This is a genomic window from Paenibacillus sp. FSL H8-0079, assembly GCF_037991315.1.
Taxonomy (GTDB): Bacteria; Bacillota; Bacilli; order Paenibacillales; family Paenibacillaceae; genus Paenibacillus.
In genome coordinates this window covers 1383039-1403424 of the sequence record NZ_CP150300.1, presented here as the reverse complement: position 1 = coordinate 1403424, position 20386 = coordinate 1383039, and the positions used below count along the sequence as shown (strand labels likewise).

General features: G+C 46.9%; 22 protein-coding genes. 10 read left to right on the top strand and 12 right to left on the bottom strand.

What is annotated here, in order from left to right; genetic code table 11:
* Positions 1-6: 6 nt before the first annotated feature.
* The 7 genes from MHI06_RS06115 to MHI06_RS06085 all read right to left on the bottom strand — a co-directional run bounded on the left by MHI06_RS06115 (position 7) and on the right by MHI06_RS06085 (position 5996).
* On the bottom strand, positions 7-957 hold the full coding sequence (locus tag MHI06_RS06115; protein ID WP_340400833.1) for a hypothetical protein: 951 nt from the start codon (positions 955-957) through the stop codon (positions 7-9).
* 130 nt (positions 958-1087) lie between these two features.
* Positions 1088-1723 carry a VOC family protein gene (locus MHI06_RS06110; protein WP_340400832.1) on the bottom strand — a complete coding sequence of 212 codons (636 nt, stop codon included), beginning with the start codon at positions 1721-1723 and terminating at the stop codon, positions 1088-1090.
* Positions 1720-2178, bottom strand: a complete 459-nt coding sequence (locus MHI06_RS06105) for a VOC family protein (protein WP_340400831.1) — start codon at positions 2176-2178, stop codon at positions 1720-1722. Before MHI06_RS06105 ends, MHI06_RS06110 begins: the two co-directional genes overlap by 4 nt.
* 46 nt (positions 2179-2224) lie before the next feature.
* Positions 2225-2800 (bottom strand): NAD(P)H-dependent oxidoreductase, encoded by a 576-nt coding sequence (locus tag MHI06_RS06100; RefSeq protein WP_215080022.1) that lies wholly within the window; start codon positions 2798-2800, stop codon positions 2225-2227.
* 193 nt (positions 2801-2993) lie between these two features.
* Positions 2994-3728, bottom strand: a complete 735-nt coding sequence (locus MHI06_RS06095) for a response regulator transcription factor (protein WP_340400830.1) — start codon at positions 3726-3728, stop codon at positions 2994-2996.
* A 17-nt stretch (positions 3729-3745) separates the two neighbouring features.
* On the bottom strand, positions 3746-5413 hold the full coding sequence (locus MHI06_RS06090; protein WP_340400829.1) for a GAF domain-containing sensor histidine kinase: 1668 nt from the start codon (positions 5411-5413) through the stop codon (positions 3746-3748).
* 100 nt (positions 5414-5513) lie between these two features.
* Positions 5514-5996 (bottom strand): ArpU family phage packaging/lysis transcriptional regulator, encoded by a 483-nt coding sequence (locus tag MHI06_RS06085; protein WP_017690187.1) that lies wholly within the window; start codon positions 5994-5996, stop codon positions 5514-5516.
* Between the two features lie 880 nt (positions 5997-6876).
* Here MHI06_RS06085 and MHI06_RS06080 point away from each other — a divergent pair.
* The 3 genes from MHI06_RS06080 (at position 6877) to MHI06_RS06070 (ending at position 9760) form a co-directional block, all read left to right on the top strand.
* A complete protein-coding gene (locus MHI06_RS06080) occupies positions 6877-7320 on the top strand; it encodes a helix-turn-helix domain-containing protein (protein ID WP_340402065.1) in 444 nt (147 codons plus the stop codon).
* Positions 7321-7362: 42 nt separating this feature from the next.
* A complete protein-coding gene (locus tag MHI06_RS06075) occupies positions 7363-7779 on the top strand; it encodes an ImmA/IrrE family metallo-endopeptidase (RefSeq protein WP_101314157.1) in 417 nt (138 codons plus the stop codon).
* 181 nt (positions 7780-7960) lie between these two features.
* The gene (locus MHI06_RS06070) at positions 7961-9760 is read left to right on the top strand and encodes a 5'-nucleotidase C-terminal domain-containing protein (RefSeq protein ID WP_340400828.1); all 1800 of its coding nucleotides are present in this window, start codon (positions 7961-7963) and stop codon (positions 9758-9760) included.
* Between the two features lie 566 nt (positions 9761-10326).
* Here the strand turns inward: MHI06_RS06070 and MHI06_RS06065 are convergent.
* On the bottom strand, positions 10327-12111 hold the full coding sequence (locus MHI06_RS06065; RefSeq protein ID WP_340400827.1) for a proline--tRNA ligase: 1785 nt from the start codon (positions 12109-12111) through the stop codon (positions 10327-10329).
* A 488-nt stretch (positions 12112-12599) separates the two neighbouring features.
* Between MHI06_RS06065 and MHI06_RS06060 the strand changes: the two genes are divergently transcribed.
* Positions 12600-13271 carry a 3'-5' exonuclease gene (locus MHI06_RS06060; protein WP_340400826.1) on the top strand — a complete coding sequence of 224 codons (672 nt, stop codon included), beginning with the start codon at positions 12600-12602 and terminating at the stop codon, positions 13269-13271.
* Between the two features lie 81 nt (positions 13272-13352).
* On the opposite strand, the gene MHI06_RS06055 is transcribed toward MHI06_RS06060, so the two are convergent.
* The 3 genes from MHI06_RS06055 to MHI06_RS06045 form a co-directional block, all read right to left on the bottom strand.
* Positions 13353-14324, bottom strand: coding sequence for a WYL domain-containing protein (locus MHI06_RS06055; RefSeq protein ID WP_169480237.1), 972 nt, complete (start codon positions 14322-14324; stop codon positions 13353-13355).
* Positions 14325-14482: 158 nt separating this feature from the next.
* Positions 14483-15187, bottom strand: coding sequence for a hypothetical protein (locus MHI06_RS06050; protein WP_169480238.1), 705 nt, complete (start codon positions 15185-15187; stop codon positions 14483-14485).
* Positions 15188-15394: 207 nt separating this feature from the next.
* A complete protein-coding gene (locus MHI06_RS06045) occupies positions 15395-15562 on the bottom strand; it encodes a hypothetical protein (protein ID WP_169480239.1) in 168 nt (55 codons plus the stop codon).
* A 330-nt stretch (positions 15563-15892) separates the two neighbouring features.
* Here MHI06_RS06045 and MHI06_RS06040 point away from each other — a divergent pair, with 330 nt between their 5' ends.
* The 6 genes from MHI06_RS06040 to queF all read left to right on the top strand — a co-directional run bounded on the left by MHI06_RS06040 (position 15893) and on the right by queF (position 20006).
* Positions 15893-16348: a hypothetical protein gene (locus MHI06_RS06040; protein ID WP_340016014.1), complete on the top strand. Its 456-nt coding sequence runs from the start codon at positions 15893-15895 to the stop codon at positions 16346-16348.
* An 18-nt stretch (positions 16349-16366) separates the two neighbouring features.
* The gene (locus tag MHI06_RS06035) at positions 16367-17071 is read left to right on the top strand and encodes an AIM24 family protein (RefSeq protein ID WP_036668803.1); all 705 of its coding nucleotides are present in this window, start codon (positions 16367-16369) and stop codon (positions 17069-17071) included.
* Positions 17072-17438: 367 nt separating this feature from the next.
* Positions 17439-18119, top strand: coding sequence for a 7-cyano-7-deazaguanine synthase QueC (gene queC, locus MHI06_RS06030; RefSeq protein ID WP_340402064.1), 681 nt, complete (start codon positions 17439-17441; stop codon positions 18117-18119).
* On the top strand, positions 18116-18607 hold the full coding sequence (gene queD, locus MHI06_RS06025) for a 6-carboxytetrahydropterin synthase QueD (RefSeq protein WP_340400825.1): 492 nt from the start codon (positions 18116-18118) through the stop codon (positions 18605-18607). The genes queC and queD overlap by 4 nt, the downstream gene beginning before the upstream one ends.
* Positions 18600-19373 (top strand): 7-carboxy-7-deazaguanine synthase QueE, encoded by a 774-nt coding sequence (gene queE / locus MHI06_RS06020; protein WP_340400824.1) that lies wholly within the window; start codon positions 18600-18602, stop codon positions 19371-19373. The genes queD and queE overlap by 8 nt, the downstream gene beginning before the upstream one ends.
* A 141-nt stretch (positions 19374-19514) precedes the next feature.
* Positions 19515-20006 carry a preQ(1) synthase gene (gene queF / locus MHI06_RS06015; protein ID WP_340400823.1) on the top strand — a complete coding sequence of 164 codons (492 nt, stop codon included), beginning with the start codon at positions 19515-19517 and terminating at the stop codon, positions 20004-20006.
* A 147-nt stretch (positions 20007-20153) separates the two neighbouring features.
* Here the strand turns inward: queF and MHI06_RS06010 are convergent, their stop codons facing one another.
* Positions 20154-20366, bottom strand: a complete 213-nt coding sequence (locus MHI06_RS06010; RefSeq protein WP_340400822.1) for a hypothetical protein — start codon at positions 20364-20366, stop codon at positions 20154-20156.
* Between the last annotated feature and the right edge of the window lie 20 nt (positions 20367-20386).

The following is a 20386-nucleotide window of genomic DNA, read 5'->3' as shown; positions in this document are numbered from 1 at the left end:
TTTATCTCACGCGATGATATAACGAAAGTTCTCCCATGTTTCCGGTACAGGATCCCCGTTCTTGGCATGATGATAGAAGCTGAACGGGAATTTGAACACATGACCTCCGTACCAGTCACGGGAACGTCTATCGGTGAGCCAGTACTCCAGTTCATGGGGCAGTGCTACCGAACGTTCCGCCCGCGATAATGGCAGTAGGTCTACAGGTGATTGCAGTGTTGGCATCTTCTGTTCGCTGTTCACATCTCGGCTTAAACGTAGCGCCTTCACCATAGTAAGGAAAGGCGGAATGCCTTTATGGAACAATGCCGGATAACCCAGTTCATATAATATATTAAGCGCATGTCCGTAGGTCAGCATATGGCCGATCAGGTCATGATGCGCTTCCGCATGATATATGGTCTGGAACGCACCAAGCTCATCCAGAATCAGACGTGACAACTGCGTTGGATCTTCAATCTCGGGGAAACCATCGCTCTTCTCAGGCTTCAGACTACGAATTTCTTTCACGGTTGTGTTCATCCAGGATCTTCCTGGGATGGTTCGATCGAATGAATCGATCAATTCAACCAGCTGACCAATCTCCTCCGCAGTACCCCATCCATCCAGTTCGCGAATGGCTTTCAGACTGATTGCCCCGTAAATGGCCTGATGTCCAACCCAGTGCAACTCTCCAATGGTTCGATCCAATGCGTCCGTAATACGCGCTTCGGCATCTTCCCTGGGCATCATTTCACCAATCGGAGAGGTCTGACCAGGGCTGATTCCATGTTGGCGAAGCATGGCTTTTGCTTCGGCGGTAACACTGCCGGCGGCAAGGGCAGTGAGACGATTTTCCCGCACCCAAAAATATGCCGCAATCGCACCCGCCCCATAATGAGCATGCCACAGATCTCCTGTACGCTCCCGACTGGAAACGATAATCGCTAGTCCTTCTTCCAACAAACGTCGATCCAAGCTTGCCACCACCCTTCATATTATGTAAGCCCATCACAGGAACTACCCTGAAATTAATAAATAAAGCGTTTACTTCTATAACATGATGGAATTGCTCCACATATGCCCGTTTTGCCCTGGAATGCAAAGTTTAGCCTATTCGAAGCCTGCCCACGTCACGAATGGACACTTCCAGCGGATAGATCTGCGCTTTTTGCGTAGAGAAAAACCACGTCCGATCCTTCTTCACCACAATAAACAGACCATGCACATCCCCTACAGGGGCAAAGGTTTCACTAACCTCACCCCAGCGCGCGAGTCCAATCTGCTGAAGCTTATTCACCGTAGACAGAACATCATCCGTCACCAATCCAACCTCACACACCTGTAATATGTCTTTAGCAGAGAAGTCATGATCACTCTCGTTCTTAATACGATGATGAGCAATTAGCTCGATAATATTGCCTGCCGGATCTTCGAAATAGAGAGAATCAGAGTTCCAAGTAGCAGAATACGTCTCATCCCGATCTTCTTCCCTGCTTAAAACAACACGTGATGCAGCCCACTGCTTCGCTTCCTTGAACCGATTCGTCGGAATCATCCAGGCCACATGATAGAAGGGCTCACGATCTGTTTCACACGGATTGAAAATCATCTTAGTCCTTCCAACCTGTAGGTTGAAGGCCTGATCAGTCTCACTGGATACCTCCATTCCCAACGTATCGCGATAAAAATGCTTGAGGTCCTCCAGCCGTGCTGTATATAACTGTAATTCTTCGATCATCATACGGTCTTCTCCTGCATCTCCTCCCACTGACTCCATGGCACCATGCCAAGCTCAGGTTTCGCTTCATCCGGGAGCATGGCGATGAATTCAAGCGAATGACCATCCGGATCGGTAAAATACACAGATACTGCAGGCATCCAGCTGAAGACGTACAATTCACCGATATCATCATCCAGGAAATTCTGTGTCTTGATCCCTTTGTTCTCCAAGTGAGCCACCGCATGTTTCATATCCTCCAGAGATACATGGAAAGCAAAGTGCTGACGCTTCACCTCGGAAGGTTCCTTTTGCCACAATCCCAGCATGGCATTGCCTTTTCCACCGATCCAATAGAAGGAGTTCCCACGTTCTTTCTGCCCATAAGCATGGGGTAAACCCAGGACCGTTTCATAGAAATGATGGGATCTCTCCAGATCTGTTACGTTCAAATGTGTTTCAAATATGCCTGTAATCATGATGTTCAACCTCTTTTCCTTTTCCCAATTTCCTCTTCGTTCGTTCTTAACTCATCGATGAGTTCCGCGCATTCGTTAACGTCTGGGCCAGATTCAAAAACGATCCAATAACCCGCTGCACCCGGTCCTCTATATCCTGACTGCCTTCGTACTCTTCGTATCCGTCAAATGTCGCTTCGAATCGTCTGCGCTGCGCACCCCCAATGGAGATCCACTCTTGGGCATTGATACCATGCAGATTGCGAACAATCGCTTGTAATTGTAAAAGCGAACTTACCCCCACCGCTCCACCAGAGGAGCTGATGGACAGGACGGGCTTGCCACTGAAATGAGCCTGGCTCAGGTGATCCAGTGCATTTTTGAGCACACCGCTAATACTGCCATGGTACTCTGGCGTAGATAGGATGATGGCATCTGCCGCGAGCATACGTGTATTCAGGTCTGCCAGATGTTCATGATCCGCCTGTTTTTCATCGGGTGCGTAGAATGGGAGGGGCGTCTGATACAGATCAAACAGGCTGGCCTGATGTCCCTGTCCACGAATAATCTCCACTGCGTATTCTCCCAAACGTGTACTGGTTGCATTATTCCGATTGCTACCTGCCAAAATAACAATATTCATTCATGTCACTCTCCTTGGTTTTTTTATTGTTTTTACTTTCACGTTTCCTTCAACCGATCTGACTTTTGCTATCTTTATCTTACCTTTCTTCGACAGCCAAATCGTCAGCAGATAGACTTAACTTGAAATACCAAAAAACTCAACCTTTAGGTTGAGTTTATACGACTTAAGTATGAGGATATGTCGGAATTGGTCAGACGACCCAGCCGTTTCTCACGGCATGAAGGGCCGCTTGCGTCCGATCCGCCAGCCCCAGTTTGTCCAGCAGGTGACTGACATGTGTTTTGACCGTTTTTTCTGTGATGACCAATTGAACCGCAATTTCCTTGTTACTCAGCCCTTGAGCAATCAGCCCCAAGACCTCTTGTTCACGGCGAGTGAGCATATCCAGTCCGCCAAGAGACGCTTCAGTTGATTTCCCCTTCTGCTTTGGCTCCTGATGTTGATTGTCTACTGACCGATCTGTCGGTATATGCTGTGGTCGTTGTTCATTTATGGACCAATCGGATGAAGCCATCACATGCATCAATTGACCTGCTGCGGCAGGATGCAATTCCACCTGACCTGCATGCACATTACGAATAGCCACAGCCAGATCCTCCGGTTCTATATCCTTGAGCAGATATCCTTTCACCCCTGCGCGAACAGCAGGAACGACATGATCCTGATCCGAAAACGAGGTGAGCACAATGATTCGCGTTTCTGGCATTAATGCACGCAACCGTCTGGCTGTTTCGATCCCGTCCATGACCGGCATATGCATATCCATTAATACCACGTCGGGTTTTAACGCTTCCGCCTGCTCCAATGCTTCCTGCCCATTTGATGCTTCACCGACAACCTTCATATCTTGCTGCGTGGTCAAAAAAACGTGCAGCCCGCGTCTCACCATCGCATGATCATCTGCGAGCAAAATCGTAATCGGCATCTCTCTTCCCCCTGACTTTATACAGATTCGAACGGAAGTGGAATGACTGCCGTTACTGTCGTTCCCTTTCGGGAAGAACTAACTATTTCTAACCTGCCTCCAAGTGATTCAGCCCGTTCCTTCATAATGGACAGACCAAGTGAACTTCCAGACGGTGCTTTACGCCTGTTCGCTCCGCCTGTTCCCTTGTCTGTGACGGTGAGCATCGCTTCATGTTCACTTAACTTGAGGGTGACCTCAGCAGAACGAACACCAGCGTGTTTCCGTACATTATTCAGCGCTTCCTGCCCGATTCGCCACATTGCTTCTTCTATATTACGCGGTAAAGACCGCATTCCCGTCCGATTCATCACCACTTGAAGACCCTGGCTGGTGCCGTATTCCTGTAGCGCATGGAGCAGCCCTGCTTCCAGCCCCGCGGGACGGAGCTGCATAATCAATGCGCGCATTTCCTTAAGAGCCTCCTGAGACAAGGTCCGAATATCCTTCATCGCTTCTACTGCCGGGTGTAACTGTTCGGAGCCGGTTAACATACTTTCCACACCTTTAGCAGTTAACGATAGTGAAAATAAAATCTGATTGACCGAATCATGCAGATCGCGAGCCAGCCGATTCCTCTCTTCCAGTCGTGCCAGTTCGCGGCGATTCTCCGCCAGCTTGAGACTCTCCCAAGAGGCCGTAATATGCTCAGCCAATGCCTCCAGCACTTCAGCGTCTGCCTGCGCAGGACCTGATGTTCCAAGTCCGATCAGCAGAATTCCCGGTTCCCCAAGCGCATGGTATGGAAGGGGAGCAGCAATCCCCGAAGTAAGGAGATTTATCGTTTTCTCCGGCTCGCACACCGTGAAAATCTCAGTCATTTCTATCGCAGACAGGGACGCAGCCCTGTGACTATTGATCACACGATTCATGTGGTTTGCCGCTTCCGAAGATAGAATCGCACTTGATAACGCTTGAACGATGCCACCTGCATAAGCTGCCTGCACCGTATATACGCCATTTTTCTGCTGAATAATTGCTGTCAAAGGCCAGTCATAATGCTGCCCAAGCAGTTGCACAACTTTTACAGACAGAGCCTCTGAATTGCTGCATTCGTTGACTGCGAGACCCAAAGCCGTGCTGAACTCCCCCAGCTTGGCATACAGATCAGCTCGTCGCTGCTCCGCACGATACAATCGCATCCGCTCCATTGCGCTACCGATCTGGTATGCCACGGCCTGCAACAGTGCCAGTTCGCTGTCGCTGAAATGTTCCTTAGATGGCGCAGCAACATTGAGCAGGCCCAGCATCTTCTCACCTGACCTTAGCGGAACGGTCGCATGATGGGTAATATCATGGGTATCTCCCCATTTGAATTCCACCGCATCCTCCAACCGCTTACAGTTAATGATGTTGACCGCATAATTCAATCGACCATCCTTGAAGCGGTTCACACACCAGCAGGTACCCGTTCGCATGGGCTCTTTATCGTCCCGCAGTAATGCAGGGGGCAGGTTATAATCCGAAACACAGGTATAGTCTCCGCGTTCATTGATGAGAAACACCCAGCCGGCAGTTAATCCGGTCAACTCCAGTAATTTGCCGACCACCGTATCAAGCATTAGACTCAGATCATTGGACGTATTGAGCGTTTCCGCGATGGTCTTCAGCGTGACCATTTCCTGCATTCCGAGTTCTTCCGACATGACAGACTTCTCTCCTTTGACTGATGCCAACTGTGGTTTGTTCAACTATTGTAACCAATCCACCTTGGATATTAAAGGATCAACTTCTTACTCGTTTCGCTTAGCCCAGCTTCTGCCTCTCTTTACGGGACACGGACAAAGGCTCCATATTAATCAGTCCGCGGTCCGACAGAGCTAGCGCCATTTTGTAGAAAGCACGCGTACGAATCTTCGTATACGTATCCTTGCTGACAGGCGGATCAAACACATGGTTATACACTTTATAGTCGAACACATCATCGTCTTTCAAGTACCGTTCACATACGAGTACACGTTCTTTCTCACTCAACCGGGACACAACAAAATCAATCGTATCGCAGTATGCCTGACGCGCGCGCTGCACGTCCACATTATAGATCGCCGTTCTGGCCGTGGAATCCCCTGTCACATTGGTTGCACCGTGGAAACGCTCGGCATAACTTGCCGTCACCATAACCTCTCGTTCTTCAAATGCAATGGTCTTATAAATGCGGTATTTTTCCAGCGCAGCCTCAACAGCTGTTTGCGTTTTACGTCGGTCCAATTCGGGCAGCATCAATTCCATATTTATCTTCCTCCTTTAGTATTCTTTATAAAATAAATTTCTAATAGTTTCGCTTGATCACTCCGATGACAGAACAACCTTCCGACTCACTGTTATCCCCTTATTTTTTGATTCACTTCATCTGGGGATAAAGGCGAAGCGTATTCTTCGGATGCAGCTTTCTTTCAGAAAGTTTTTAGCTTCGCTTATTCAGGTTATTTCTGCCCTCTACGTTTTCGTGTAACTATATCGTTCACATCATATTGTTTTGCCATCGTTCTTTGCACGATAGCAAAATGCTCTTAATCATAGAGTTGTCCAGTTTTCTAAAAAAATAACGACATTTCTTCATATTTCCCCTGTTGCCTTTTGGAATCACTCCAAACCGCTATAATCCGGGGAATTCCATTGTTCATAGGTTAATTCCCCAAACTCTAAGCTGTATCAAGTTTACATTTTGTTCGCATACTGTTCGTATTTCTATTTGAGGATACCACTTTCTGGAGATCGGAGTAAACCTCCATTTTGGTTCATTTTGACGATAAAATAAAACCTTCGCTCTCATTTCCTATGCCTTTTGGCATAATTGTTTCATATCTCTTTACCTAATGGTATATATACGTTATAGTACTGTTTAATTAATGAACTTCCGTATAAGTCCTTTGATTTTATAAGTTAAGATTTGGATTAAATATGCACGTTAACGGAGAGGACAGAAAGAACCTGAAGAAGCGAAGCGTTCGCCTTTATCCCCGAAATTCTACCTATGAAGATATACATTCAGGAAATTCGGGGATAACAGCGATCGGAAGGTTGTTCTGTCATCGAAGTGATCTGTGCAGCACGAGCTCTCTTAATTTATAATTTCAAGCACTTGTACGAATCGAAGGAGTTGGCATAAATTGTGGAGCACGCTTTTGGTCCTTATATGAAACAACTGCGCGAGCAACAAGGATACAGCATCAATCAGCTCGCCGAAGCAGCCGGAATAAGCAACTCACAGATTTCACGCATTGAGAATGGGGTACGGGGTGTGCCCAAACCTGCAACCATTCGCAAGATTGCAGATGCACTCTCGGTTCCCTATACAGAGATGATGAAGCAAGCCGGCTATATTGAACCAGGGAGTTCCACTGAACTTCAGGACGTACCGGAATGGGCTACATACAAAGACCGTCGTGATTTCAAAAAGATGCTGGAGGACGATGATGATCTGATGTTTGACGGCATTCCACTCGATGAAGATGACAAGAAACGAATCAAGGATGTGTTGACAGGTCTGTTCTGGGAAGCCAAACAGATGAACAAACGCAAGAAGACAGATAAATCGGACAAGCGCCCATGAGGCATGACGAACTGAATTTAATGAGGCAGCAGGTGAGATCATATGGATGACATCGTAACAAAGCTGATTCGAAAACACCGGACCAACTGCCCGTTCAGCATTGCCCGCGCGGTTGGAATACAGATTCGTTTCACCAATTTGGGGAAATCCACCAAAGGGCTGTACTTTCGCAAGCTCCGGCGCAGGTTTATCGTCATACACAATGATTTGCCGCCGGAATGGCAGCGGTTCGTGTGCGCCCATGAGCTTGGCCATGATCGGCTTCACAAAGGAATCAATCGTTTCTTTCTGGAGGAGCACTCCTATTTTGCACCAGGCAAGCTGGAAAGACAGGCCAATCGTTTTGCCATTCAGTTGTTAACGTCCGGAGTGATGCCTGAACCGGATGAATCTCTGGAGAAATTCTGTTTACGTACCGGACTGCCGCGTGAAGCGCAGCATTTTTTTTACACCATTTAAGAACATATGTTCTTTCGCAGGATTATTTTTTCTCTATTTTCCATTAGCAGAATCACATGTCACTTTCAGGTTACTTATTTTTACGTAAATCGCGAGATTTCCTAATAATAGTCTGTTAAAATACTATTTGAGCTGTGTAAACGCTCAAGTAGATTATTATTTTGGGAGGTTTCGGATTCATATGAAAATCTGGAAAAATTATGTTTCACTTCTGCTAACGGTCTGTTTGCTGTTTGGCAGTGTAGGTATTGCCGCGGCTGCAACGGACACCACTCCGGGCACAGGCAAACACATTACCATTCTACATACGAATGATACGCATGCCCGTGCAGTTGAATCTTCACCTGCTATGGGTTTTGCCAAAGTAGCTGGAATCGCTGACAAATATCGTAGCGAAAACCCGAACACGCTCTTGCTCGATGCTGGAGATGCTGTGCATGGTACAACATTTGCCACTCTTGTGAATGGTGAGAGCATCGTGAAAGTCATGAATGAAATGGGATACCAAGCCATCGTACCGGGTAACCACGAATTCAACTATGGTTCGGATCGCCTGATCGAACTGGCAGACATGATGAACTTCCCAATGCTGAGTGCCAACGTGAAGAAAAAAGACGGAACACGTCTCTTCGATCCTTATCTCATTAAGGAAGTCGATGGCGTGAAGATTGGTATCATCGCTTTGACTACACCGGAAACGTTGTACAAAACGAATCCGAAAAACGTAGAAGGTCTTGATATTACAGATCCATCTGCGGAAGCTAAAGTTCTGGTGAACGAAATCCGCAGCAAAGTAGATGTTGTTGTTGTTCTGGGACACCTTGGACAAGACGCGTCCAGCACCGATACTAGCTTTAAAGTCGTTAAAGAAGTTCCTGGCATCGACGTATTCATCGATGGGCACAGTCACACAATACTGCAAGATGGCCTTGTATCCGATAACGGAACATTGATCGCAAGTGCAGGAGAATACACCAACTATGTAGGTGTCATCGATCTGTGGGTAGATGGTGGTAAAGTAACGAAGAAACAAGCAACATTGATTGATGAAACTGAAGCAAAAGACATCAAACCGAATGAGAAAGTTGCGACTCTCGTGAACTCCATTCAAAAAGAACAAGAGCCTATCTTGAAAGAAGAAGTAGCCAACACAGCTATTCTGCTGGATGGTAAACGTGAACAGGTACGTGCAGGTGAAACCAACCTGGGTGACCTGCTTGCAGATGCAATTCGTGATATCAGCAACGCAGATATCGCACTGACTAACGGTGGTGGTATCCGTGCTTCCATTGAAAAAGGTATCGTAACCAAAGGTGATATCATCACAGTGCTTCCTTTTGGTAACCAAGTTGTAACGCTTGAAGTGAAAGGGTCCGATATTCTGGCAGCCCTTGAAGTCGGTGTAGCTTCCTATCCGGAACCAAGCGGTGGATTCCCGCAAGTATCTGGAATCAAGTTCAAAATCGATACTTCCGCTGCTGAAGGTAGCCGTGTACATTCCGTAATCGTTGGCGATAAAGCCCTTGATCCGGAAGCAACATACACGCTGGCAACCAATGATTTCACTGCTGTTGGCGGTGACGAATACACCATGTTCACCAAATATGCTACAACAGGTATGTACGGCGCATTGGATGAAGCGTTGATCAACTACATGCAAAAGCTTGGCGCTGTAGACATCAAAACAGATGGTCGGATCAGTGAAGCGAAGAAACCTGCAGTAGAGCCGGAAACTCCTGCAACCGAAACACCAGCTCCAACTACGCCAAAACCAGAAACACCAAAACCGGAAAAACCAGTTAAACCAACATCAAGCAAACCAGCTCCAGCCAAACTGCATGTTGTGAAATCCGGAGATTCCCTGTACTCCATCTCCAAACAATACGGCACAACTTGGCAGGCATTGCAAAAGCTGAACAATATCAAAAATCCACACTGGATTTATCCAGGTCAACAACTGAAATTGCCTGCAGCTTCTTAAGTTCAATACAGAGCAGCAGCATAATGGATCCATCTTGTCATAACAAAAAGGGTGTCCCTCAGGCCAGATTACTGGTTAAGGGGACACCCTTTTGTATGTTATTCTTACACGGCAATCCACATCAGGTACATGAATATTCCATGTGGACATATCCTGCTGATCTTGGCAATCATCTGAGAAAAAAATAAATCCCAGTGAGGGCTTCATGGACCAACTTTATCACGCGCCTTCGACAACGAACTATATAAAATTCTCTGGAATCACCGTGTTCATGCGGTTATTGTACATTTAATTTCGACATCTCTGTCTTCTCAAAATTGCATACTTGCACATAAATCTGCCCGAGTACGATCATCCACATACCCTTAATTTTAAAATCATTTGTATACTGAATACAACTATCCAAATTTAGTTATTTCGTATGATTTTACTCATAAAATCCTACCCATTTGTATGCCTATAGCCCTCTTTTTCATGCTCTCATTGGAATTTCAGCAATCAAAATCAGCTACCGCATCATATTCGGTACTATTATATGAACTCATACAATTAGCGAATCTCTAAATCTAGGAAGTAAGCTGTTCCTTCACATAAAGCACAGCCTCCTGTGCAGTCAACCCGATTCGTTTCAATTCACCCAATGCCGCAAGCGCGTGTGATCCCAATTCAACCTGTCCTTCAGCTGCACCTCTGCCAATGACGATCTGCACAGGCAATCCGATTAGCTCGGCATCCTTGAATTTCACACCCGGACGTTCATCCCGGTCATCGACCAGTACAGTGTAACCGCCATCGACTAATTGTTGTTCCAGTTCGAGGGTAAGCTGACGTTGCTGCTCATCCTTCCAGCTCACTGTAATCAGATGCACATCATATGGCGCAACAGCGGCCGGCCAGCGAATGCCTTCATCTCCTGCATATTGTTCAGCTATCGCGGCCATCAGGCGGGATACGCCAATTCCGTAACATCCCATGACCGGCGCGCACTGGCGACCATTGCGATCCAGGAATGAAGCACCCATGGCATCACTGTATTTCGTTCCCAATTTGAAAATATGTCCAACCTCAATACCTTTGGTAAACACAAGCGGCGATGCACACGTTGGGCAAGCATCCCCTTCGGCAGCAAAACGAATGCGCTCTACTCGCTCCAATGCAAAATCAATGCCTGGGCGTACGCCAGAAACATGCATATCCACTTCATTGGCTCCTGTAATTGCGCTCTTCATCCCTGCCACGTCAGCGTCCACCACCATCGGCAGATTCAGTCCAATCGGACCCAGAAAACCTACCTTCAGACTCGGATGTGCCGCAATGGCTGCATCGTCTGCAAGGATCAGTTCCTTTGCACCCAACACCTGCTTCAATGCGATGTCATTCAGTTCATGATCTCCACGTACAAGGGCAGCGATGAGCTCACCATCTGCCACATAAAGCAACGTTTTGATCATATGTTCAGCACCTTCGCCCACAAAGGAACTTAACTCTGCAATCGTACGAACACCAGGTGTCGAAATTCGTACTACGCTTTCCACTCCTGGTTGCTCTTCCAGTTGAAACGCAGAGTCTGCGTTCACAGAAACAGCCGAAACTTCAGAGCTTCCTTCTTTTTTCCCAATATCTACGGAAGTCTGATAATCAGCTTTCTCCAGATTTGCAGCATATCCACAATGTTTGCAGGTTACAATCGTGTCCTCACCCACGTCAGCAAGAGCCATGAACTCATGCGTTTCCCCTTGACCGCCAATCGTTCCCGCGTCCGCCTCAACACGGATATAGTCGAGACCACAACGTTCCAGAATGCGGCTATACGCTGTGTTCATCGCCTGATACGTACGATCGAGCTCTTCCCAATCCGAAGCAAAAGAGTACGCATCCTTCATGATGAACTCACGACCGCGCAGCAATCCAAATCGAGGACGGCGCTCGTCCCGGAACTTGGTTCCAATCTGATATAGGGTGAATGGCAGCTTACGGTACGAACTCACCTCGTCCCGCGCTAACGCAGTTACGACTTCCTCATGTGTTGGTCCAAGAGCAAATTCCCGTGCATGACGATCCTTCAGACGCATCAATTCAGGACCATACTGTGTGTATCTTCCGGATTCTTCCCACAGCTCAGCAGGCTGCATAATCGGTAGCAACACTTCCTGACATCCGGCACGATCCATCTCTTCACGAACGATCCGTTCAACGTTCAACAATATGCGCCGTCCGAGGGGCAGGTAACTGTAGATCCCCGCCGCCAGTTGGCGAATCATACCGGAACGTAGTAACCAGCGATGTCCCGCTGCATCTGCCTCCGCTGGCGCTTCACGTAATGTTGGAACAAGCATTTCACTTTGACGCATCTGAACACACTCCTAATCTTCCTCATATTTATGATCTTGAGTATAAACAGCAAAAAGACACATCCGTCAAGGGACGAATGTGTCGTGGTACCACCCTTGTTTAACTGCAATTTATATCGTTCGCTCGCAATCTATGCGATCTGTGACATGCAGTCCTACAGGGCATAACGGGCCCTTCCGGCGGAGGTTGCAACCCTGGACGGGTATTCTCTTCCGCAGCTCGCGAGGTAGGAATTACGAAGCAGCCACAGGAACCTTGCACCACACTGTTCCCTCTCTGTTGAAGCTGACCAACACAATCATGTCCTCGTTATAACGCTGTTATCATTTTTGATCACATTAGTTCATTTACAAGAAATTGTCAACCATACCGAGTTAACATAAAGTACAATGAATTCCGTAACGATGGCTGACATGACAGCGCGTTCCCTGTAATATAGAGGAATAGAAATATACCCTTGGTATTAATCGATAAAGGAGCTTGTCCTATGCCATATATTATATATGATCTTGAATTCACAGTAAGCCGTAATACTCGCTATTCTTCTGAAATTATCGATATCGGCGCCGTCAAAGTTACGGAAAATGCGGATGGATTGACCGTTACAGATACATTCCATACGTATGTTCGTCCTTCCAACAAGTCCGTTCTGTCCACCGACACGATTCAGTTTACAGGTATCACGCAGAAAGATATTGATGCAGCACCTCTTTTTCCGGCAGCACTGAATCAATTCATCGCCTGGATGGGAACCGAATCCTATTACATGTGTTCCTGGGGACCCGACGACCGCAGCAAATTAATCTCTCATTGTCGTACCCATGAGCTCGATGTAGCCTGGATCACCAATCATAACGATCTCCAGCAGCAATGGTCCCGCACCGTTCGCAAAGAAGGCAAGTTCCGTCAACTCGGACTCGCGCAGGCTCTTGAAATCTGTGGCATCGAATTCGATGGTACCCAGCACCGCGCATTGGATGATGCCATCAATACAGCCAAGGTGTTCATGCATCAATTTGACCGATTCACGCTGGAAAACAACTGTGCAGCGGATGATGAGGGCATTGCATCCAAGGTCGTCTATTCCAGCTCCACAGAAGATGAAGAGAAAGAATCACCTTTTGGCAATCTGGCGACCCTTTTCAAAACCAAAGAGTAGCCGTCTACAGCATGGAATTTATTGGATTTCTAGCTTCTGTGTTCTAGCATCCGTGTTTTTGATTCAGATTGCATGCAAATCTCAACTTCTATCGTACATTTGTTGCCAACAGTTCAGGCGTTCTTTCATCTTGATGCGGCAGATCTCAGGTTCAAGGATCTCCGCATCAGGTCCATATTTAGAAATCCATACGAGAAATTCCTCAACATCACTTAATATGGCTTCAAATAACAGGCTACCTTCTGGCTCTATGGTCAAGATGGGGCGTATAAAGAATTGCTCCTGCATCACACGCTCCACAGCATGGGGTGCAAATCGAATTTTGAACGCTGTCCACTCCGTACTTCCCTCGTATGCCCAAGGAATACGGAAGTGCGATTGGATCAGATAATCCTCTTTGCGAAACGTGCGTGGCAATATCCGTATCTTTTGCAGCCGGCTCACCTGAAATATTCGAAGTTTCTCCGACAGGTGACAATACGCTAACAGCTCAAATCTGTATTCACGAGGGATAAGACAGTAAGGATCTATACGTACGATCCCTTTTTTACCTTGAGACAGATACTCCCCTTCAATGGTGTTCTGTGAAATGCCAGCCTGAAGCAAAGTAATCAGGGATTGATTCTGTAGATCGTTGCTCTCATTTTGCCATGCAGGCAACCCCATTCTAAACAACCCACTAATCTGCTCCGACCATTCCACTCGTTCTGTTTTGTTTTTCTGACTCGAAGCAACCACTTTCTCATAAGCGCTCTCAAAAGCAGGTTTCAGCAAAGGACGAATGTTCTCCATAACTTCAGCAAGATGCATGAAAGCTTGGGCTTCTTCATCAGACCAATTTAGCGGATACATGGCAAAATGGCTGATGAACATGTACCCTTGCCCGTGTCCCATATTGGCGATTGGGATATGCATTGCACTGAGGGCCTCCATATCGCGGTATATCGTCCTTTCCGTCGTCTCGCATCGCTGGGCGAGCTCACGTGCCAAAATACCAGGCTTGGCCTGCACCAGCGTTATAATGCGCATTAATCGGATTAGTCGGTCTGTCATTTTGCCGGACCCTCCACGATGTTGTTTCAATAAATTTGATACAACTCCATCCATTGTTTAATATGATATTGATACATACATTCGACCTTCTCCTAAACTTCACCTTCAAAATATATGTAGACTCGTTCTCTCTATACCGTTACCATCTGAAATCAACCCTATTCGCCTAATATCTTTTTTTTACGATCATGATATCCGGTTGTAAACGTGATCTCATAGTGATAACGAAGCTTTTCAATGATCTCGGCTTCCGCGTAATAATCCAGATCCTGCTTCCTCGCAGCTTCAATTAACAGCGCATCGGCATGACGACGCAACATATTGCTTCCCTCTTGAACCCGGCCTCTTTCATAAGCGCGCAGGGCTTGTTTGATCAGCGGTACGGTTTCACTTAATTTGATCGTCTTCTCTACCTTTGGATCTTCCGGCTGTCGCAGCATGCCGAGATGACTGGTGTATTGAATATACAGCTGTTCTCTTCGTAACAATACGCGTTGACTTTGTTTCAACTTCCTTGTGCTCCAGTAGGCTGAACATACGGCTGCTTTTCCAGATACACGGGGTCCCATGACGAATTCAAGCAAAATTTGTTTGCTTTCCCCCTTGTACATATCGCCAAGCCTCAGTAACCAGCCAATATCCGTTTCTTTGGAACGACATCCATAAATGCCTTTTAGCTGTACTCCAAATTCCGGTTTGAGCAAAAGTTCCAAATCTCTTGATACAATTTTGGGTGCTATTTTCCTAAGTCTTTTGGCAGGGGCACCGTTACGCCACTCTACCATCATATATACGGGGTCGGCTCCCCCTGTCGGTATGGCCTCTTTATTCCACGAATAAGATACTTCAAAGACTGAGTTCACTGGTAGTCTCTCCCCCGATTTATATGTATTATCTTCTAAGTTATCAGGGTGAATGGACACTATATTGTCACGGAACGCATGTTCGTATTAAATTTTTCCAATATATTAGTTTTATACCCCTAAATCCGTCTCAATACGACAATAAACGACGAAAAAGCCTGGCGTTATGCCAAGCTTTTCAATCACTTCTCTATGACAAGGCCTAAATTAAACCGTAGGATGATCGATTCCCATTTTGTGTAAAAAATGTGTACCATCTGCTTCGGTTACCGGAGCATAGGTGACACTGTCAATGACCAGCTTCCGTCCCACTGGCTCTCCGTTAACAGTGATCATAATGGTTTTGGTTGATGTGTTCTGATCTGCTGTATACATATGTTTCTACTCCTTCATGTTCACGATCTTATATTCAATCGGATATATTAGTATCGTTCATTAAATTGCGTATTTGTGAATAGCATGCACCCGGAACTGAAGTAAAAGATCTGTAAGAACGGTCCGGTGTGCTTGCCTATCGTACTATTACCCCACAGTTTTATAAGCTAAACAGCTCTTACTATAAATAATTTTAAATATTTCGGGTAATAAAACGATATCATGTTGAACCCATCGTCCCGGTTTTGACGTATAATGTAAGAGCGTATTTCAACAATAGACGACGAATTCGGCGATCTATATTATTTACCGAAGAAAGAGGTGTTAACAATGCCAAAATCCATTCAGGGTTATTTCATTCGGGTGTTATTCACCACATGCATTCTATTTACCGTTTCAATAGCTTCCACAGTAAGTGCAGCCAGTGCCAATATTTTCACGGATATATACAGCGGATGGGAGCGAGTCTCCGAACTGCCCGGAGAAGTGAACGCTCTGCAGGAAAGCTATAAGCAAACGATGGAGCAACTAAATCAAACGTCCGCCCAGTTGGGACAAGCCCAGGCTAATGTCGAAGCATTCAAGACCCAGAACGAACAGCTACTGGCTCAGAACCAGAAACTTACTGAGATGGTAAGTAAATTGCAGGATGACCAGAATGCCAAAGCAGCTACCACCAAACGAATTCAGACGATGATCATCACTGTCGTTTCTCTCATATTAGGTTACTTTATTCTGATTCGTGTGATGCGCTGGGGAATGCGTCGCCGTTCGGGCCGAGTATAAAAGAACAGGAGCAACTGCATGAACATACACCTGAACAACGCTGAAGCAGGCGGAGCTGGACAAGTCGTCACATTCTCGCTGATTAAAGATGACCGCCTTCATATTTTGCATCCGCAGCAAATTGTGGCCTTCCGCGGTCCAAGTGGTAGTCGCAATGATAAATTCATGAATATCACGGGCATATATCGCAAAAAAAAGCTGATTAAATCCGAAATTACCGGACCTTGCCAATTTGTGGCCGCCCTGCCTCCCGGATTCACCATGAAAGAAGTAGAGCTCACGGAGGACAGTGACCTGCTCTATGACTTCCGCCACCTCTTCTTCTACTCTGATGGTGTAACCATGCATACCAAAATTCAGAAAATTAAAAATATGCTCATCACCCGTGATGCAGTGAAAATGAAATTTTCCGGCAAAGGCAAAATCGGATTGCTAACCCAAGGTCAGGTCTGCCAGCAGGAACTGCATCCGACTGCCCCGCTTTATGTAGATGCTGGCAGCATTATTGCCTATCCCGAAAATGCACATCTGGAACTAACCGTTTATGGTAACAACCTTGCCAGTCAGCATATGAACTATCATTGGAAGATGACGGGACATGGCTCAGTACTCTTTCAGGCAGGGCGTGAGAATCACCGCTTGGAACAGGATCTCAACGATGAGGGACTGTTCAAACGAATTCTGAAAGAAGTTATTCCTTTCGGTAATGTACTTATCAAATAAGCTGTTACATGATGGGGCAGTGTGACCAGCTGCCACTATGCTCAGGTGGGGTGGTCACCACGCGGTTTCATGTTATAATGGTTCAGACAATTGAAGAAGAAAATCCATGCCTACGGCATGGGAGAGGTTCGCGAACTCCCTCTATAAGACTTGACCATCTGATGGTCAGTATAAGTCTTGCGTACACGTTGCTTAACGGAATGTACGTAAAAAACTAAGGACACTTACTCATGCCTGCTTTTTTTGAAGCGGTTATCGAGAAGGTGTGTTTTTTGATGGATGCCAGTTCATGAACTTCTCTGTTCTTCCGACACTCTATGCATACGTGCATGGTTTGATCTCAAGAAGATGGAGAGGTTTTTTTATGTTGAACGAAGAAAAAGCAGTCGTTGTATTCAGCGGCGGTCAGGATAGTACCACGTGTCTGTTCTGGGCCAAGCAACAGTTTGCCGAAGTCGAGGTCGTTACGTTTGATTATGGTCAGCGTCACAAGTTGGAGATTGAATGCGCAGCGGATATCGCACGTGATCTGGGCGTACAGCAAACGGTACTGGATATGAGCCTGTTAAACCAGCTTGCACCCAATGCACTCACTCGCACAGATGTGGAGATTACCCATGAAGAAGGCGAACTGCCGAGTACCTTTGTGGATGGACGGAATCTGCTGTTCCTCAGTTTTGCAGCCATTATGGCAAAGCAAAAAGGAGCACGCCACCTGGTTACAGGTGTATGTGAGACGGATTTCAGCGGATATCCGGATTGCCGGGATTCATTTGTGAAATCGATGAATGTGACCCTTAACCTGTCGATGGACTATCCATTTGTCATTCATACCCCGCTCATGTGGCTGGATAAAGCCCAAACGTGGAAGATGGCCGATGATCTCGGTGCCTTTGATTATGTGCGCGAGCGTACCTTAACCTGCTATAACGGCGTGATCGGCGATGGATGCGGAGAATGCCCTGCTTGCAAACTGCGCAAAGCCGGACTGGATCGCTATGTGCAACAGCGTACTGCTGCTGAATCTGCGGGAGCGGATGTGCGATGAGAGAACCCGGAACGTTCCGTATTGTAGAGCATTTGCAACGCATCGGAGAAGATATTCTGCCCACCCAGCTGCGCTATCACCGCAAACGTGTGCTCGTCAGCAAAGAGTTTACTTTTGACGCGGCACATCATCTACATTGTTATGAAGGCAAGTGCAAGAACTTGCACGGTCATACGTATAAAGTTATTTTTGGCATCAGCGGTTATCCGGGTGAAACCGGGCTGACGGTTGATTTTGGACATATCAAGGATATATGGAAAACTCAGATTGAGGGATATCTGGATCATCAGTACCTCAACGAGACACTTCCTTTAATGAATACAACGGCTGAAAATATGGTCGTTTGGCTGTTCGAACAGATGGAACATGCGCTCCAGACGGAGCCTTATGCCGGGCTGACCGATGGTGGGCGGACGGAGTTTGTCCTACTCTTCGAGACACCAACCAGTTACGCGGAAGCGAGACGGGAGTGGATGATCGATGAGTAGTGTGACACAACAGGTGAATGAGACGGGAGCTCGCAAAGAAGCTCGTATTCCCGTGATGGAGATTTTTGGACCGACAGTTCAGGGCGAAGGCATGGTTATCGGGCAAAAAACGATGTTTGTTCGTACCGCGGGCTGCGATTATCGCTGCTCCTGGTGCGACTCGGCCTTTACCTGGGACGGCAGCGGCAAGGACCAGATTCGAATGATTACGCCAGAGGATGTATGGGAAGAATTGCGCCGCGTTGGCGGCACCCGTTTCTCCCATGTCACCATCTCCGGCGGTAATCCCGCCCTGCTCGCTTCGCTGGGCGGATTGGTTGCCCTGCTGCGGGAGAACGGCATCCGCACTGCGGTGGAGACACAGGGCTCCCGCTGGCAGCCTTGGCTGGCGAACATTGACGAAGTCACCGTCTCGCCCAAGCCACCAAGCTCCGGCATGGACACCGATTGGGCCGTGCTGGATGATCTGATCGAACGGCTGGCCGCTGGATCGGTAGAACGAAGTCACAGTCTGAAGATCGTGATCTTCGATGAGACAGACCTGGACTACGCCCGTCGTGTACATGCACGGTATCCGGGCACGGATTTATTTTTACAAACCGGGAACCCGGATGTGACTTCCGCTGATACGCCAGATCTGGCGTCCTCGCTGCTTGCTCGTTATGAGTGGCTGATCGACCAAGTCAGTGCCTCCGATGACCTGAATGATGTTCGTGTGCTTCCACAGCTTCATACGCTGGTATGGGGCAACAAACGCGGCGTTTGATGGGTGGAATGGGCGGCATGATGTAAGGATGAGGACAACACGTCCTTAGAAAATAAAAGAATTCAACAGGCAAAAAAATTGCCTATTCATATATACCGCGAGGCTTTGGCTTTGACGGAAACAAGGAGCGTTTACGAACCGATGAGACAACCTGAAGAGATGCAAGATGTGACGTTGCTGGGCAACCAGAACGTTAAATATACGTTTGAATATGATCCGGGAATCTTGGAGAACTTTGATAACAAGCATCCGTACCGCGATTATTTTGTAAAATTCAACTGTCCGGAGTTCACTAGCCTGTGCCCGATTACGGGTCAGCCGGACTTTGCGACGATCTATATCAGCTACATTCCTGATGTGAAAATGGTGGAGAGCAAATCGCTCAAGCTGTACTTGTTCAGCTTCCGCAACCATGGTGATTTCCACGAGGATTGTGTGAATATCATCATGAACGACCTGATCAAGCTGATGGACCCGCGCTTCATTGAAGTATGGGGCAAATTCACACCGCGCGGCGGCATCTCCATTGACCCTTATACGAACTATGGTAAGCCGGGAACGAAATACGAACAGATGGCCGACCACCGCATGATGAATCATGATATGTACCCGGAGACGATTGATAATCGTTAAACTGGCGGGTAAATCAACTCTGCTATAATAAATTATAGGACACAGAAAAGCCGAACTCTTCAAAATCTGAAGAAGTCCGGCTTTTTCTTTGTTTAGTTTAAACCCGTAGAACCTCAATCTCTCGATACAATGGGATCGCATTGAAACTCAAGTAGATTGATCTTCCTTTAGTTCTTTGACTTTTTTAATGTAATGTCGCAACATCAGCACACCAATCGATTGAAAAATGATAAATATGACGATAGCAACAGATGGAGATTTCGGTGCAACATAGATAGCCTGAAACGTTATTACAGCCATATACAAAATAGTCATCACTAACTCACGTTTGGCGGATTCATAAGGTGATAAGGATTTCACATCCATTCCTCCTCTATCCT

What these genes read in the sequence shown, in the direction of transcription:
- MHI06_RS06070 (WP_340400828.1), top strand. Translation starts at nt 7,961, where the DNA reads ATGAAAATCTGGAAAAATTATGTTTCACTTCTGCTAACGGTCTGTTTG.
- MHI06_RS06075 (WP_101314157.1), top strand. Translation starts at nt 7,363, where the DNA reads ATGGATGACATCGTAACAAAGCTGATTCGAAAACACCGGACCAACTGC.
- MHI06_RS06105 (WP_340400831.1), bottom strand. Translation starts at nt 2,178, where the DNA reads ATGATTACAGGCATATTTGAAACACATTTGAACGTAACAGATCTGGAG.
- MHI06_RS06040 (WP_340016014.1), top strand. Translation starts at nt 15,893, where the DNA reads ATGCCAAAATCCATTCAGGGTTATTTCATTCGGGTGTTATTCACCACA.
- MHI06_RS06090 (WP_340400829.1), bottom strand. Translation starts at nt 5,413, where the DNA reads ATGTCGGAAGAACTCGGAATGCAGGAAATGGTCACGCTGAAGACCATC.
- queE (WP_340400824.1), top strand. Translation starts at nt 18,600, where the DNA reads ATGAGTAGTGTGACACAACAGGTGAATGAGACGGGAGCTCGCAAAGAA.
- MHI06_RS06055 (WP_169480237.1), bottom strand. Translation starts at nt 14,324, where the DNA reads ATGACAGACCGACTAATCCGATTAATGCGCATTATAACGCTGGTGCAG.
- MHI06_RS06085 (WP_017690187.1), bottom strand. Translation starts at nt 5,996, where the DNA reads ATGGAATTGATGCTGCCCGAATTGGACCGACGTAAAACGCAAACAGCT.
- MHI06_RS06035 (WP_036668803.1), top strand. Translation starts at nt 16,367, where the DNA reads ATGAACATACACCTGAACAACGCTGAAGCAGGCGGAGCTGGACAAGTC.
- MHI06_RS06060 (WP_340400826.1), top strand. Translation starts at nt 12,600, where the DNA reads ATGCCATATATTATATATGATCTTGAATTCACAGTAAGCCGTAATACT.
- queD (WP_340400825.1), top strand. Translation starts at nt 18,116, where the DNA reads ATGAGAGAACCCGGAACGTTCCGTATTGTAGAGCATTTGCAACGCATC.
- MHI06_RS06110 (WP_340400832.1), bottom strand. Translation starts at nt 1,723, where the DNA reads ATGATGATCGAAGAATTACAGTTATATACAGCACGGCTGGAGGACCTC.
- MHI06_RS06095 (WP_340400830.1), bottom strand. Translation starts at nt 3,728, where the DNA reads ATGCCGATTACGATTTTGCTCGCAGATGATCATGCGATGGTGAGACGC.
- queF (WP_340400823.1), top strand. Translation starts at nt 19,515, where the DNA reads ATGAGACAACCTGAAGAGATGCAAGATGTGACGTTGCTGGGCAACCAG.
- MHI06_RS06045 (WP_169480239.1), bottom strand. Translation starts at nt 15,562, where the DNA reads ATGTATACAGCAGATCAGAACACATCAACCAAAACCATTATGATCACT.
- MHI06_RS06100 (WP_215080022.1), bottom strand. Translation starts at nt 2,800, where the DNA reads ATGAATATTGTTATTTTGGCAGGTAGCAATCGGAATAATGCAACCAGT.
- MHI06_RS06065 (WP_340400827.1), bottom strand. Translation starts at nt 12,111, where the DNA reads ATGCGTCAAAGTGAAATGCTTGTTCCAACATTACGTGAAGCGCCAGCG.